Below are 16,320 nucleotides of genomic sequence, written 5' to 3' on the forward strand. Positions count from 1 at the left end.
GAAAAAAGAATAATATTTTTGTCTGTCCAACCAACAATTCCATAATAGCTCAATATAGTCCTGAGTCAGGATATAGCCTTGTGAATGCCAGTTTATAAGCGTCGTGATATCGCGGCTGTAAATTGGTCCAGCAAAGCGGATCGGTTGCTTGTTTGGAAATCGTAGCACGGGGAATGTAGTGCTCCGTTTCAAAGGTTTCCGAAAAACGGAAGAGCTGTTCAGTTAACTGTTGAATCGCATTTTCATCTGTCTGGAACTTCCTGTTCAGAAGATACATTTCTCCCGCCTCATGTTCGGGCATAATTTCGGATAAGTACTGACCAAATCCAGATGTGTCACTGGTAATTACAGGGGTGCCCGCCATGGCGGTTTCCATGGGCGTGTAACCCCAGGGCTCATAAAGGGAAGGAAAAATCCCAAGATTACATCCTTTGATAAATTCCTGATAATCCATGCCAAGCAGGGATTTGGCACGTTCCATAAAGTCCGGATAATAGATCACTTTCACACGGTTGCTTTCTTTGTTATCCAAACCCGACATTTGACAAAACCGGGATATCTCATCCTCTTCTTCAAGCTGGTGCGTACTTACCGGCGGCAGTTCATTTCTTTTAAAGTTAAGAACAGCCTGTTTCCAGGTTCGCAGCAACTCCTCATCAACCAGATTATTCAGATTCGGAAGAACCGGGCGACCGGTATTTGTAACAGTTGCGTATAACCTCGGTCCAAGTCTTTCACTTATCTGCGCACAGATTTTTCTTAAATCCTGATATTTCTGTCTCGCTTCCAGTACCTCCGGTTTTATGTGAAAAAAGGGCTTTTTTGAAATGATGAAAAGAACAATAGTCAGTTCTGAGTTTTGCTGCATGAGCCGTCCATTAAGTCTGGCCATGGCTTCAAGCGTCAGATCAAATCCTTTGTTGCGATATTCGTATCTGCCGGAAGTAAAAAAATAGAGTGTTTTTTCGGTACGGACCGGATAACTTGGCAGGAACAAAGCCTTGACAAAAGCATCGATTTTTTCCCGGCTCAGCGTGTAGAGTTCGAAGAGTTCGTAGCGCGGTGCCGGACGTTTATCAATTCCGTTGAAGATGATTTGGTCAGGTTTTCTGCCAAGAAATATTTCGCACTCACGGCAGGTACTTTCGCTGTCTGTGATTAAAACCTGTGTTTTGGCAGTTATTGTTCTTTCCAGTAAAACGCGAGTTTCTATCCCGAATTCAATTGATTTGGAATGCCAGTCATAACCAGAAAGGTTGGTGAAATAATTGGATTCATTTGGTGCCAGGTAACGGCCAAGAATGGTAGAATGTGTGGTGAAAACAGTTGCAATACGTACCTGATTATCAGTAAGTTCAGGAATGCAGGATGCGGATGTCCACTCATGAAAATGAGCCATTATATCCTGATCCTCAGCAATTTGTTTAGCGTACTCTGACAGAAATATTTTCAAAATTTCGCCAAAACCGATCACCTGATCCATCAGCTCATCCGAATTGATGGTCGACAACTTATACTTTTCCCATAATCTTGTTTTTACTTCGTTGAGACGGGACTTTTCGATATTCGGATTTAACAGTAAAACCCGTGGTCGTGAATCATCCAAAAGCCAGTAGCCGTGATGCACGTCAAATCCCAGTTCGCGTATGACTGTAATGGTCCTGGACAATGCGGAATTATCTCCCGCTGATATAGGCCGGAATTCGGCTTTTTTATGATCTGACAGATAGGGGCCTACAAGAAGATAATCATCTCCGTAGGTATCGATCATGACAGGAATTTTCGATTTGAGATATGTGAATATCCCTCCGATCTGGTTGCATACTTCCCATGCAATCTCAAACAGAATGGTACCCGGTTTCAATATTTTTGAAGGGTTCGGTATTAAAGTTTTAAATACGCTATGTGTATCCTACACAAAGATTGGTTACCGACGGGTAGGATATTTCAATTAAAATTAATCACAATAGAAAGTTTTGTGTATGATTATAAGTCTAAGCAGTAAAAAACGTTGGTAAGGCCGCTGAAAGCATAGATGAGGTAATTTTGTGTCAAAAAATAAAAAGTCCCTGCCAGAGAATAACTTCGGCAGGGACTTTCGTTTTCGGTTTTTAAAGGTAGTTTTTATTCGATCAGGACTTTTGAAAATGACGATGTACCTGAACTTGTTATGGTTTTCAGCAAATACAATCCGGCTGGAAGTCGCGGCAAAGTAATCTGTTTGTTTTTCCCTTTATTTAATTTATCTGTAAAAACCGGTTTGCCGAAGGAATTAATCAGAGCAAATTCAGTTAAAGCTTCAGGTGCATCGATAGTAATCTCTCTCGATGCAGGATTTGGATAAGCCGTCACCTTTTGGTCTCCTTTTCCTATTGCCCAAATTACACTGCTAAAACCAAATGAGCCGTCGTGATCGGTCATTTTTAACCGGTAATAGTAAGGTAAAAATCCCGGGTTCTCCCGGTCGTCGAAGGCATAGCTACTACTGGTCCCCTTTCCAGGGATTGTAGTCAGCGCAAAAAAACCATGTTCAGGATCTTTACTTTTTTGAACATCGAAATGCTTAAAATTCTTTTCCACATTTGTTTTCCAAAGAAGAGTAACCTTTTCGTTATCCGCAGAAGCAGTAAAGGATGTCAGCCGTACTGGTAAGGGAGAAGATTTTAGCTGGTAAGTACAGGACGCTGAGCATGAATAAGCGGCATAAGTATAAGTGATTTCATGAATCCCTTCACCGGCCGTTGCCGGATCAAAGGTTCGTGACATGGGCAAAACGCCTGGTCCGGTGTATTTTGCATATTCATCGGAGTTTATACCGACCAGTGCATCTTCTATTGAGCCCTGGATCACTACGCCTCCGGTAAGCGTAAAAGGTGGGTCTGTTATGCTGAAGGTTTGCATGGGTGGACAGCTGACTGAGTAAGTTTGGTCGACGCCATCTTTCATAGATCCCGATTCCTGGCATCCGCTTCCAGTTTTTGCCGTTACCGTAAAGTCATGCAAACCCAGCCCGGCAATCAGCGGATCAAATTGGTAACCTAATGCAGGACTACCGGATACCCCGGGACCACTCCAGGTAACTTCAAGCGGTTCCCCTGTACTGATTGAAATTCCACAGCCGTTCAACGGACGAAGTTCTGTCTGGCATTTGTAACTATAACCTAAGTTGCATGCGATTTGAGGAGCAGCATTTACAGTGATATTGAACTGGCAAACGGACGAAACATTATTAACATCCGTGTAAGTATATGTGATCGTTTTAATTCCGGTGCCTGCGCCAGAAGGGTTGAAATTTCCATTCACTACGCCGGCTCCGCTGAATACTCCACCAGCCGGTGAGGCACCGGATAATGCAAATGGCGCTGTATTCTCGCAAACCGATATATTGGCCGGGCAACTTGCCTGTGCCTTGCAGACAGATGGGGCAACCAAAAGACAAACTACAGGCAAAAAGATTATGATATTGAAGGAGGATAATTTCGGCATAAAAAGTTTGAGGATAAGATTTTATGAAAGCCGCAATGTAATTATAATCACGGCTAAATCGGTATATAATTGTAATTTGAATAATCATGAGAGAAATTGAATTATATTCGGTTTTAAACGAATAAATCCTGACCTCATGAAAATTGCTTTTATGCTTGCATGCCTCCGCTTACCTGGCTATGAAAGGATTCAACGTCATTACCTGCGTTTGGAACAAGCCGTTGGTTGCCTTGTCTCAGTACGAAGATTCTAAAACCTATAAATCAAAATTAAATTCAAAACTTGCCGAACGCTACAGGGGATGATGCAAACAATCTGGTCGGGAGCAGGGAGTTTTCTAGGTGCCATGGATCAATCGAAATCGGATCTAACCAAGAAACACGGACAGTTGGAATGTTTCACACGGCTTTTTGAAGCCATGAATAAATAATATCTTAGGCCGTACTCATCTCACTCAACTTAATGCAGAACTTCAAAACACCTTCTCTCCGGTTAGATTCTATTGACATATTTCGCGCAGCGACCATGTTTCTGATGATTTTTGTAAATGATCTGTGGTCACTTGAAGGTGTCCCCAAATGGCTGGAGCACAGCGAAGCCGCGGCAGATGACATGGGTCTATCGGATGTCGTATTTCCTGTTTTTCTATTTATCGTGGGGCTGTCGTTACCGTTCGCCGTTACTAACAGAGTGGTAAAAGGCGATAGTCAGAGGACCATTTTAATCCACATCCTGGAACGTACGTTTGCACTTTTGCTGATGGGCGTCTTTCTGGTTAACTATGAAAGCATGTTTTCAGAGGGAATGCTTTTACCAAAATACGTCTGGGGAATTCTGCTGATTACTGCTTTCTTTCTGATTTGGAATGTCTACCCGAAGAATCCTGAAAAGACAAAATTATTTACCGGATTAAAAATTATCGGATACCTTTTGCTGGCATTTCTTGCAGCGATTTACAAAGGTGGCGAAGTAGCAAATCCCTCATGGATGGAAACCCATTGGTGGGGAATTCTGGGTTTAATCGGCTGGTCGTATTTGCTTTGTGCTGTTGCCTATCTGTTTCTAAAAGATAACCTGATCCTGGTTGTCGCTGCCTGGATTTTCTTTGTCGCATTCAACATAGCTGATTTCGCAGGCTTGTTGGGATTTTTGGATAATACCCGGGAATATTTCTGGATTGTAGGCAGCGGATCAATGCCTGCCTTTACGATGGCGGGTGTTGCGGCCTCAGCAATTTATATGAAGTATCAGCCAAAAGGAAAGTCTCAGTTGTTCATTTTAGTTCTGGTTGGGCTTGGGATAATTTGTTTGGTTTATGGATTTGCATTACGACCGTTCTGGGGTATTTCAAAGATCAGAGCTACGCCTGCCTGGGTTGGTATTTGCTCGGGAATTGGTTTTATTGTTTACGCATTCTTTTACTGGCTTGTTGACATTAAAAACACAAAAAAGTGGGCACTACCTCTTGCGCCCGCCGGCACAGCAACGCTTACCTGTTATCTGATTCCCTATATTTGGTACGCAGTCATTACCATTTTTGGAATTAGTTTGCCGCCGATAGTACGAACCGGAATGATTGGGCTGGTGAAATCACTGATTTTTTCTTTGTTGGTTATAACACTCACCGGGATTATCAACAGGCTGGGGGTGAAGCTAAAAATTTAAAGTTGAATTTGAAAACTTACAATTTATCAGCAGCGGAGGTGGTAAATCTCAAACTATTCGTCCTTATTAAAAAGCATTCAATAATTATATCAAAATGAACAATAGACGCGATTTTGTAAAAAAAGGAATTGCCGGAGTTTTTGCCGGAAGTATGTTTTCTTTATCAGAAAATTCAGAGGCGAAAACGCTGAAAGAAAAAAAGGAGGACACTTTCAAACTGGGAATTGCGGGATACAGTTTCCTGCATTTCAAGCTGGATGAAGCTCTGGCAATGATGAAGAAGTTGAATGTACAGTACTTATGCATAAAAGATTTTCACCTGCCCTATAAAAGTACAGCCGAGGAAATTGCCACTTTCCATGAAAAGTTGAAACAGGCAAATGTAACCGGTTACGCGGTAGGGCCGATTTATGTTAAAACGACTCAGGAAATTGATAATGCTTTTGACTATGCCAAAAGAGTTGGAGTGAAATTGATTATCGGCATTCCGAATCATGAGGATTTACCCTATCTTGAAAAGAAGGTGAAAGAACATGACATCCGGTTTGCTATACATAACCACGGTCCGGAAGACAAGCTTTACCCAAATGCAGCTTCCATTTATAATCTGATTAAAGACCTGGATCCGCGGGTTGGCATCTGTTTTGACATGGGACATGATACCCGAGATGGTCGGGATGCAGCGGCTGATCTTGGAAAATATCACAAGCGAATTTTCGATATGCACCTGAAAAACGTGACTGCTGCCAAAAAAGAAGGATCAACCTGTGAGCTGGGACGTGGCATCATCGATATTCCTGCCTACGTAAAAATGTTAAGAAAAGTAAAATACTCGGGATCATGCAGTCTTGAATATGAGAAAGATATGAAAGATCCGCTTGCCGGAATTGCTGAATCCGTTGGTTATTTTAGAGGAGTTTGTAGCGTTGTCTGATACCAAAAAGTGGTTTGGCGTTTAGTAATGTCCTATTTTTGCTGCTGAACAGTGAGGCGATAATGATTTGTTCCTCACCAAAATGATCTTTTTGATATTAAACTCCATAATAACATGCTGAACACCACACCATTTGATAAGACGGCTGCTTATAAAAAGCTAAAAACACATCAGAAAAGCATCGCTCAGAAATCTATGAGAGCTTTGTTTGAGGAAGATCCCGACCGTTTTAAGAAATTTTCTATCCGTTTTGGAGATATCTTTCTTGATTATTCCAAAAACAGGATTACAACCCGTACAAGGTCGTATTTGATTCAGCTGGCAGAAGAAGCAGGGCTGGCAGATGCAATTGAACAAATGTTTTCCGGGGAAAAAATCAATGCTACCGAAGGACGTTCAGTTCTTCATACAGCCCTGCGTAACCGTTCCAACTCTCCGGTGTTGGTGGATGGGAAGGATGTCATGCCTGACATAAATGATGTTCTTGGCAAGATGAAAGATTTTTCGGGTCGTATTCGTTCAGGAGCCTGGAAAGGTTACTCCGGCAAGGAAATCACAGATATTGTAAACATTGGTATTGGTGGCAGCGATTTGGGCCCGGTGATGGTTACAGAAGCTTTGAAAGCTTACAGCAAAGCAGGTTTAAATGTGCATTTTGTTTCAAACGTAGACGGAACTCATATTGCTGAAACTGTGAAATCTCTGAATCCGGAAACGACTCTTTTTATGATCGCTTCTAAAACTTTCACTACGCAGGAAACAATGGCAAATGCCATTTCTGCCCGTAACTGGTTTCTCGAAAAGGCGGTCGACAGCGAGCATGTAAAAAAACATTTCGTAGCTATCTCGACTAACAAATCGGAGGTGGAGAAATTTGGTATCGATCCGGAAAACATGTTTGGTTTTTGGGATTGGGTAGGAGGGCGCTATTCGCTTTGGTCTGCCATCGGACTTTCTATTGCCTGTTTTATAGGCTATCAGAATTTTGAGCAGCTGCTTGCCGGTGCTCATGACATGGACAAACACTTTCGCACAACTAAATTGGATCGGAACATCCCGGTTATTCTTGCTCTGCTTGGTGTTTGGTATAATAACTTCTTTGACGCGCAGTCTCATGCCATTCTTCCGTACGATCAATACATGCATCGGTTTGCAGCTTATTTCCAGCAGGGAGATATGGAGAGTAATGGTAAATATGTAGGACGTGATGGTCAGCCGGTAGGTTATCAAACCGGTCCGGTTATTTGGGGAGAGCCCGGAACAAACGGACAGCATGCATTTTACCAGCTGATTCACCAGGGTACAAAACTGGTTCCCTGCGATTTTATAGCACCTGCAACCAGCCACAATCCGCTTGGCGATCATCACAAAATGCTTCTGTCTAACTTTTTTGCACAAACAGAGGCGCTGATGAATGGCAAAACCTATGAGGAAGCCAAGGCAGAACTTGAAGCGGCAGGTAAGAATAAAGAAGAAATCGATTTTCTGACGCCTTTCAAGGTTTTCCAGGGAAACAAGCCCACGAATTCAATTCTGGTAAAGAAAATTAGCCCAAAAGTGCTTGGAAGCCTGATCGCAATGTATGAACATAAAATATTTGTGCAGGGTGTGATCTGGAATATTTTCAGCTTTGATCAGTGGGGTGTGGAGCTTGGAAAGCAACTTGCGAATAATATTTACCCTGAGCTGCAAAATGACTGGCCGGTTGCCAATCATGACAGCTCTACAAACGGTTTGATTAATCAATACAAACGCTGGAGATAACGATCCAGAACCAGGCTTTTGAAGCCAAATCCCAAAATAATTCCAACAGCATCTGCCAGTGCGTCCCACCAGTCAAAGGTGCGGTCAAAAGGCAGGAGCTGTTGGTAAAATTCAAGTCCGATGCCATATGCCATTCCCAGGCAAATAAATAAGATTGTTTTATGACGGGATGCAAGAAGCCATAATACGATCCAAACACCAAAAAGTCCGATATGGACGATTTTGTCAAAGCCAACAATGGGGGCAGCCGGCATGGATTTTCCTGGCCAGCTGCATGCGATCAAAATTAAAACTGTCCAGATCCAGGCAAACCACTTTGTTTCGGAAAATACTCTAATAATTGACGTTAGCATTACAGGCGGATAAACGAGAGATTGTTAATAATTGACGAAAGTAGCACAGAACTCTATTTTTTGATACATACGGTTAAATAAAATGTATTTATAGTTGTCCTGATCTAAAAATATACAATATTGTTGAGGAGAATTTGCTGGTTATAATAATTCCCCATGAGTACCGGAAAGGCAAGAATATTATTGGTTGACGATCATCAGATTGTTTTGGAAAGCCTTTCACTGCTGCTTACGTCATTTGATCAGATCGCTGTGGTTGGCAAGTTTACCGATGGCAGGGCTGCCATGGAGTATTTCAAAGATAATGGCGCAGATCTGATCATCACTGACATGCGTATGCCAATTTTGAACGGAGTGGAAGTTTGTGTGGAAGCCCGGAAAATCGATCCGGCTGCAAAAATACTGATGCTCACAATGGTCGAAGACGCTAAACAAATAAGAGAAGCGATCAAAATTGGTGTGAATGGTTATGTTTTGAAGATGGCAGACGCGGATGAATTGTTTTTAGCTATCCGCACCATTATGGATGGAAGAAAATACTTTAGCAATGAAGTTATCATCGAGCTTGCGGTAGGGAAAGACATTGACCCCACAAGCAAACCAGGGACTTTCGCGAAGCTTACGCTGCGTGAACTGGAAATATTAAGGCTGGTAGGGCAGGAAATGTCGACGAACGAAATTGCGGAAAAACTTTTTATTAGTGTACCTACGGTTGAGACACACCGGCGGAACCTGATGCAAAAGATTGGAGCAAAAAGCGTGGTTGGCCTGGTACTTTTTGCAGTAAAACACGATCTGCTGGCTTAGTTATTTAGGGGAATTTGTATTCTGACTTCATGATCTGCATTTACATTTAATTTCCCCTGCAGCTTTTCCAGATTGGCATTTAAAGCTTTATCCATTTGGCTCAAATCCACATTTTGCAGAAAAATCACCAGGGAGCTTTCCTGTATTTGGAAACTGATTTTGCATTGTGGGAAATCGCAGGCCTTTGTCAATTCAAGAAAAAGTTGTCTGTTAAAGTTAAGGATCTCATGCCTTCTTTCACCGGAAATGGAAATCAGTCTTTCCGATGGCAAGGTGTCAAACCGGTAGATTATCCCGGAAGGCTTTAAATAAATCTGTGCGTTTTTCTGAATGTAATTCCACAAGCTTTCGGCATTGTCCTGATCCGAATCTGTCACCCAAATTACTTCACTGATTTTTTCGGAAATTCCTTTCGAGGCATCTACAATTTTTTGGATATAAGAATTTGCATCTTCTTTGCTTGATTGGGATAACGCAACCTGACCGAGTAATTTAAGACCAAAGAGTTCAGACCCGAGGCTGTCATTCATGTCCCTTGCTATTCGGCTTCGTTCTTTTTCCAGCGCTATTTTTTTGTTGGATTCCAGACTTTGCGCGTTCAACCGGATATCGAGATACCGGCTAACTGAAAATGTTACCAACGTGACGATGAAAATACAGAGCATCAAGATAAACCACCAGGTTTGCCAGAACGGCGGTTGAACTATGATCATTAAGTTTTTTACAGGTGACGCCCAGTTTCCTCCCAGGTCGGAGGCCTGAAGAAAAAACTCATATTTACCAGAGGGGAGTTGCGCATACCTTACCTGGTCTACCGTCCCGGAATAAATGGTATCTTCGTCATAACCTTTTAAAAAGTAGCGGTAACGATTTAACCCTTCTCCGCGGTAGTCCGTTGCAGTGTATCTGATTGTGATCGTATTGCTGTTAAATGGCAAGGTAATCTGGGAAAGTTCGCCGACATAAGCAGAATCTTTTACACCCTGGTGATGATCATATTCTATTCCGGTCAACTGGACGCCAACGTGGTCAGTTCGGAGCGTCAGTAATTTTGGTTGGATCCGGTCCAGTCCTGTTGTGCTTCCAAAATACAGATCCCCTGATCTGGTAACAAGTGAAGATCTGGAGTTATACTCTCTCGGCGAAATCTCCTTTATAAACTCGAAACGTTCGGAATGAGGGTTAAATCTTGATAAGCCACGGTTTGTGCTTAGCCATAAGTTCCCGTTCAGATCCGATAAAACAGAATAGATGTATTCATGATGAAGCCCGTCTGATACCCCGTAGGTTTTTTCAACTTTGTTATTCTTAATATTCCATTTAACGAGCCCGCGGTCCGTTGCAGCCCACATATATTTACTGTCCGTATAAGTGTGAAGAACATGAAAATCGGGTAGTAGCTTTTTTACAATTCTGAGCTCACCGTTAACAAGCTTGAAAACTTGAATTCCCCTATACCGGTTGGAAACATAAATCAACCCGGAGGTTTTGTCCTTAAACGATGCATATCCTCCCACCAGAGTCCGGTAAGAATGACTGATTATCTTCTTATTCTCAGTATTTAGCAGGATAAGCCCCTTGTCAGTAGATAGCAGCAGTACACCATTCTCAACATACAAAATGTTTGTAATCTCGCAGTTAAACGGCAGAGGAACTTTTTCAAGCCGGTCCTGAGCAGTTGAAAAAAAGGCGATACCACTTTCTGTGGAAACCCAGATACGATTGAGCGGGTCTTTGTAAACGTATCGTATTGAACTTCCAGGTAATCCGTTGTTGGAAGAATATTGTTTTATCTGGCCTGTTTGCGGATTAAGCCGGTTCAGTCCTGCAAGTTCAGTTCCGATCCAGATAGTCGAATCTTTATCTTCGACAATGCCTCTGACAGAATAGCCGCTAAGGCTGAACTTTTTATTTTTACCAAAAGAGTAATACTTAAAAGCGGAGGGAACTGCGGTAATTATATCAAGCCCCTGGGGATCAGTATTTGCAAAAACATCATTGTTTTCATCAATGAAAAGCGTGCTTACTTCATTAAACCGAAGGCTGTTTGGAATATCATCTTCATGTTTAAGATGTTGTACGATCTTCCTTTTAACAGGATCGAAAATGACAATCCCGTTTCCTTCTGTCGCCAGCCAAAGATTGCTGTCACCATCCCTTGCAATGTCAAAGATTGTATTTTTGTTAAGTTCTAAACAGGAGGTGTAATTTTCGGTTTCAAGGGTCTGGTGATTAAACCTAATCAATTCATTACCTCTTCCAAGCCAGATATTGCCAGTTTTGTCGGTGGAAATACAGTTGAAAGTCGATGGGAGTCCGAATACATTTCCATCGCCGGCTGAAAAGTATCGGCTGACTTTCCCGGTTTTAAAAGCGTATCTGCTTAGTCCGTTTTTAACATCAAGAAACCAAAAATCGCCATTCGCCGCTTCTTTTACAAAATTGTTTATTTGAGATCTGTTGTAGGTAATTTGCCTGGTCAGTAATTTAACTTCATTGCCAATGATTTGGCTTAATCCCTGTTCTGTTAAAAGGAAAATGCTTTTCTTGTGATTACTGAAAACGTGGATGGATCTATTATCCGGTCCGTTTTTCAAAGCCGGTTTTACAAATGCATTTTTCTTTCTTATATATTGATATAAACCTTTGTGTGAACCAACCCAAAGGTTACCGGCGGTATCTTCGGCAATGCCCTGAACATTGGTCGATTGTCCGGAGGCGCCGGAAAGGTACACTTCAATATTTTTGCCATCAAAGCGGTTGATTCCATCCTGGCTACCAAGCCACATATATCCCCGCGAATCTTTTATAATATGGTAAGTGGAGCCTTGAGATAATCCGTTTTCTACGCCGACGTGTCTGAACCGGAATGATGTTTGCGGTAAGCAATCAGTCCATCTCAGCAGTAGAAAAAATATTGCCAGGTATCTCAGTTTCATGGCAGGACTGGCTTTAGGCTTTGTACAGTCAAATTCATAGGGTTGATATAAATATCCCTTTCTTACGGGGATGTTCCAAATAAAGAGGTGAAAATCATGGATATCCGTACGTATATATCATGGTTTTCCATGATAGAAGGGAATTTTATTATGCCGAAATTTGAATTATGAAAATCGAATAGGAATTGACGTTATACACACAGCTCTTCTTGTTCACATAGAAATTCAAACCCTCCTCTCATCCGCTCCCTTATTAGTGAACTTAATAAGGGAGTCGGGTAGAACTTCTCTCCAATACTTCGGCGCAGATTCTTCCAAAAACATGTGAACGTCTAAGGCTTCTTGACTGGATTTCAGCATGCCCTTTTTGGGTATCCACGAATGCTCTGTGTAATGCAACCTCACAAGTTTTGCGTCATCATTAAAGAAAAAGATTAACCTAGATTCATTATTTAAATTATTTTAAAAATTTAAGTCATTGTTAACCAGTTAATTGTCCTTCTGCGTATCTGTTTCGGACTAATACCACTTCTCAATTAAGTTCTTTTAAGTTATTTTCGTCTATCGCGTTTTTGGTTTAATCCGTAATTTTCAGTTTTAGCCAGGAGCAGTTATCGGAAACTATTATCTCTCTTAATCTACTGATGAAGAATTTTATTCTCGCAGCCAGCATATTTCTGCTGACTTTTACCAATTCTATTGCCCAGAATGTTCATTTTTTTAGTGAAGGCTTGGGAGTTGGTCCCGTTCACCAATATGGCAGGGAGGCTCTATACAAAGATCAGCTTGCGTATCTGCTTTACAGCGGAACCCTTGTAAGTCCGAAAGAAGGTTCTCAAATCAGTACTACACAAGCTGAATTAAAATGGAAACCGGTAAAGACTGACACGTCTCATCGTTTCCGAGGTGACTCGTTTTCAAATGGTTATGTGTACCTGACTTATGATTCAAAAAAAGAGCAGGCTGCTGTTTTAAATGTTACAGGCAACGATATGGTCTTCGTAAACGGTGCGCCACGAGGAGGTGACGTTTATCGTTATGGCTGGATGAACCTGCCACTTAAACTGAAAAAAGGAAAAAATGAGTTTTATGTTCGGGTTGCTCGTTTTGGCCGCTTTGGTGGAATTACAGCAAAACTAACTTTTCCTGAAAAGCCTGTTTATCTAAGCACGGAAGATTTAACCGCGCCAAATGCTGTGGTAGGTCTAAAAAACGATTCGCTCTGGGTTGGAATTGTCATTGTAAATACTTCTGCAAAACCTCTAACTACTCTGACGGTAAAATCAGACGCTGCCGGCAAATCAATCACTACCACGGTTCCGGGAATAGCAGCTTTTACGACAAGAAAGGTGAGTGTTTTAGTTAATGGAGGTTCCTCAGAAACGCCGAACAAATTTCCTGTTGTTATAAACCTGATGCAGAACGGAAAGAGCATTGATTCTAAATCAATCGAAATGGAAACGTACGAGGCTGGTAAACAATACAGCCGCACCTTCGTAAGTGATATCGATGGTAGTGTACAATACTATGCAGTATCTCCTTACATAGGTCCAAAAACAAATACAGCACCAGCATTATTTTTCTCTGTCCACGGTGCGGAGGTGCAGGCGATTAGTCAGGCAAGAGCATACAAACCAAAGGATTGGGGTGTTTTGGTGGCACCTACAAACCGGCGTCCGCGTGGATTTAACTGGGAAGATTGGGGAAGACTGGATGCTTTAGAGGTTTTAGATATAGCGAAAAAGACATTTTCTCCCGATCCTTCCAAGATCTACCTGACCGGGCATTCCATGGGAGGACACGGCACCTGGTTTCTTGGAGCGACTTATCCTGACAAATGGGCTGCCATCGCTCCATCGGCCGGGTATCCGACGCTTTCATCTTATGGCTCCCATGATGGCGTAATTCCGGATAGTGCGGGATCAGCCGTTGAAGCGATCTTACTTCGGGCGAGCAACGCGAGCAATGTACTGGCGCTTACTCAAAATTACAAAGGTCTTGGCGTATACATCGCGCATGGAGATGCAGACAGGACTGTTTCTGTTGAATATGCCCGGCAAATGAAGAAAATCCTGGCCGGATTCCATCGCGATTTTAGTTATTACGAACACATCGGCGGGGAGCACTGGTATGGAGACATCAGTGTTGACTGGCCGCCAATTTTTAATTTTTTCAGCTGGCATTCCATAGCGAAAGATACGGCAACGAACCATATCGATTTTACTACCGCGAATCCGGGTGTTTCTGGGAAATACAAATGGGCGACAATTCATCAGCAGATCTCGCCATTGAAATACAGTAAAATAATAGTCGATTTAAATAAAACAAAGAACGTAATAACCGGAACAACGGAAAACGTTGCGACATTATCTTTAAATCTGGCAGCGATTAAAAAAGGAACAAGCTTAAAGGTTGTGCTGGATAGTTTACCGGCGATTAGCTACGAAGTAAAAGGCGATAGCGAAACGATCATTCTCAGAAAATCAAACCAGTGGGCTTTATCCGGTTCTTTGTCGGAACAGGAAAAGAATACTGCACGCAGTGGAACGTTCAAAGAGCCGTTCAAAAACCGGATGGTATTTGTTTATGCAACGGCTGGGACCCCGCAGGAAAATACCTGGGCTTTTGAGAAAGCCCGTTACGATGCGGAAACGTGGTACTACCGAGGAAACGGAGCAGTGGAGCTGGTTGCAGACAAAGATTTCAATCCGTCGGCCTTTAAGGATAGGGGAGTTGTCATTTATGGTAATTCTTCCAACAACCTCGCCTGGGGAAAACTTTTGGCAAATTGCCCGGTTCAGATTTCAACTGGAAAGATTACCGTCGGAACAAGGCAATTCAACGGGGACGATTTATCTGCCTACTTTATCTGGCCGCGCCAGGATAGCAAAACGGCATCAGTTGCAGTAATCAGCGGAACAGGTAAAAAAGGGATGCAGGCAGCGAATGCAAATCAGTATTTTGCCGGGGGCAGCGGTTTTCCGGATCTGATGATTTTTTCTTCTGATATGCTCAACAGCGGATTTAAAGGTGTAAAAATGGCCGGGTTCTTTGGAAACGACTGGTCAGTTGAAAAGGGGGAGTTTGAATATAGTTCAGACAAGTAACTGGTCTGAACGACAAAGTCGGGCTGAACGGTTAATTCCGGCTGAACGCAGAATCGAGCTGAACGGTTCATTGTAATCTGAACGGCGAAGTCGGGCTGAACGCGGAGTAATCTAGCCCAAAATTTCAGCTAAACCTTTTCGTTCAGGCCAGCTGCACCGTGCAGCCCAAAAAAACGCGTCAGAGAATTCTGGCGCGTTTTTGCATTATTTGGTCTTTAGTTTTTTATTTTTCAACCGTTATCCGCGAATTCTGGATAAAGGGTCATACCTCCGTCGATGTACAAGGTTTCTCCGTTAACATAATCAGAATCATCACTTGCAAGCCAGGCTACCGCCTTTGCAACATCCTGGGGAGTTCCAATTCGCTTGTAAGGAATAAGTTGTAACAGACTTTTATATTTTTCAGGATCAGACCACACGTCTTTGTTAATCGTGGTCTTAATCGCTCCCGGGCTAACAGAATTAACTCTGATTTTATACGGGGCAAGCTCCTGGGAAATGGATTTCATGAACATCATAATACCACCTTTCGAAGCGGCATAGTTCACGTGACCAGCCCAGGGAATAATGTCGTGAACAGAGCTCATCAGAATAATTTTTCCGACGGAAAGCTCACTGTGATCCGGTTCAGACTTTCGCTTTTCCTGCGCAACGAACTGTCTTGATGCTTCACGGCAGCACAAAAACTGTCCGGTTAAATTAACATCAATGACCTTTTGCCACTGCGCCAGTGTCATATCTAAAAACGAAGAATCCTGCTGTAAACCAGCATTACTTACTAAAATATCTAACCGGCCAAACTCATTAACAGTTTTGTTAAACATGGCCTTCACCTCTTCCTCATGGCTGACGTCGGCTTTTACCAAAATAGCTATACCTCCGTTTTTTTCAATTTCGTCAACTGTTTTCTGGCCTTCTTCCAAATTCGAAGAATAGTTTACTACCACCTTTGCTCCAAGAGATGCCAGATGAATGGCACAGGCCTTACCAATTCCGGAACTTGAACCTGTAACAATGGCAACCTGGTCTTTCAATTTCAACTCCGTCATATCATTTCTGTTTCGATGGACTTTAATTTTTTCCAAACATTTCTGTTGACATTTTTAACAGCCCAGTTTTTGGCGATCAAAATGGCTTTTGCAACAGCCTCACGTGGTGAAATTTTGTTTGTCCTTAAAAGCTCCTGAGCAATGGTAACTGCTTTTTCGCGGGTTGTCGGCGACAAATACATTAGTTCTGGTAATGCCATTCTTGCGTCCATAAAT

The 16,320-nt window shown here is 42.4% G+C and carries 11 protein-coding genes; 5 read left to right on the forward strand and 6 right to left on the reverse strand.

The features are described from left to right. Positions 1-49: 49 nt before the first annotated feature. Positions 50-1,864, reverse strand: a complete 1,815-nt coding sequence (locus tag E0F88_RS06395) for a glycosyltransferase (RefSeq protein ID WP_165940007.1) — start codon at positions 1,862-1,864, stop codon at positions 50-52. A 260-nt stretch (positions 1,865-2,124) separates the two neighbouring features. Then, positions 2,125-3,486 carry a T9SS type A sorting domain-containing protein gene (locus E0F88_RS06400; RefSeq protein WP_131957383.1) on the reverse strand — a complete coding sequence of 454 codons (1,362 nt, stop codon included), beginning with the start codon at positions 3,484-3,486 and terminating at the stop codon, positions 2,125-2,127. 462 nt (positions 3,487-3,948) lie between these two features. On the opposite strand from E0F88_RS06400, the gene E0F88_RS06405 reads away from it, so the two are divergent. The 3 genes from E0F88_RS06405 (at position 3,949) to pgi (ending at position 7,849) form a co-directional block, all read left to right on the forward strand. Beyond that, positions 3,949-5,151: a DUF5009 domain-containing protein gene (locus E0F88_RS06405; RefSeq protein WP_131957384.1), complete on the forward strand. Its 1,203-nt coding sequence runs from the start codon at positions 3,949-3,951 to the stop codon at positions 5,149-5,151. A 151-nt stretch (positions 5,152-5,302) separates the two neighbouring features. Further along, a complete protein-coding gene (locus E0F88_RS06410) occupies positions 5,303-6,085 on the forward strand; it encodes a sugar phosphate isomerase/epimerase family protein (RefSeq protein ID WP_374756310.1) in 783 nt (260 codons plus the stop codon). 114 nt (positions 6,086-6,199) lie between these two features. After that, positions 6,200-7,849 (forward strand): glucose-6-phosphate isomerase, encoded by a 1,650-nt coding sequence (pgi, locus tag E0F88_RS06415; protein WP_131957386.1) that lies wholly within the window; start codon positions 6,200-6,202, stop codon positions 7,847-7,849. On the opposite strand, the gene E0F88_RS06420 is transcribed toward pgi, so the two are convergent. Beyond that, positions 7,828-8,202 carry a VanZ family protein gene (locus E0F88_RS06420; protein WP_131957387.1) on the reverse strand — a complete coding sequence of 125 codons (375 nt, stop codon included), beginning with the start codon at positions 8,200-8,202 and terminating at the stop codon, positions 7,828-7,830. The two genes, pgi and E0F88_RS06420, sit on opposite strands and share 22 nt — an antisense overlap. Before the next feature lie 156 nt (positions 8,203-8,358). Between E0F88_RS06420 and E0F88_RS06425 the strand changes: the two genes are divergently transcribed. Next, complete coding sequence (locus E0F88_RS06425; protein WP_131957388.1) at positions 8,359-9,009, forward strand: response regulator; 651 nt, start codon at positions 8,359-8,361, stop codon at positions 9,007-9,009. Here the strand turns inward: E0F88_RS06425 and E0F88_RS06430 are convergent. Further along, the gene (locus E0F88_RS06430; RefSeq protein ID WP_131957389.1) at positions 9,006-11,948 is read right to left on the reverse strand and encodes a ligand-binding sensor domain-containing protein; all 2,943 of its coding nucleotides are present in this window, start codon (positions 11,946-11,948) and stop codon (positions 9,006-9,008) included. The genes E0F88_RS06425 and E0F88_RS06430 overlap by 4 nt on opposite strands. 644 nt (positions 11,949-12,592) lie before the next feature. On the opposite strand from E0F88_RS06430, the gene E0F88_RS06435 reads away from it, so the two are divergent. Next, on the forward strand, positions 12,593-15,055 hold the full coding sequence (locus tag E0F88_RS06435; RefSeq protein ID WP_131957390.1) for a carboxylesterase family protein: 2,463 nt from the start codon (positions 12,593-12,595) through the stop codon (positions 15,053-15,055). A gap of 230 nt (positions 15,056-15,285) precedes the next feature. Here the strand turns inward: E0F88_RS06435 and E0F88_RS06440 are convergent, their stop codons facing one another. Further along, a complete protein-coding gene (locus E0F88_RS06440; RefSeq protein WP_131957391.1) occupies positions 15,286-16,104 on the reverse strand; it encodes an SDR family oxidoreductase in 819 nt (272 codons plus the stop codon). After that, complete coding sequence (locus E0F88_RS06445; RefSeq protein ID WP_131957392.1) at positions 16,101-16,316, reverse strand: hypothetical protein; 216 nt, start codon at positions 16,314-16,316, stop codon at positions 16,101-16,103. The genes E0F88_RS06440 and E0F88_RS06445 overlap by 4 nt, the downstream gene beginning before the upstream one ends. Positions 16,317-16,320: the final 4 nt, after the last annotated feature.

The organism is Dyadobacter psychrotolerans (genome assembly GCF_004349265.1).
In the GTDB taxonomy this organism is placed as follows: Bacteria; Bacteroidota; Bacteroidia; order Cytophagales; family Spirosomataceae; genus Dyadobacter; species Dyadobacter psychrotolerans.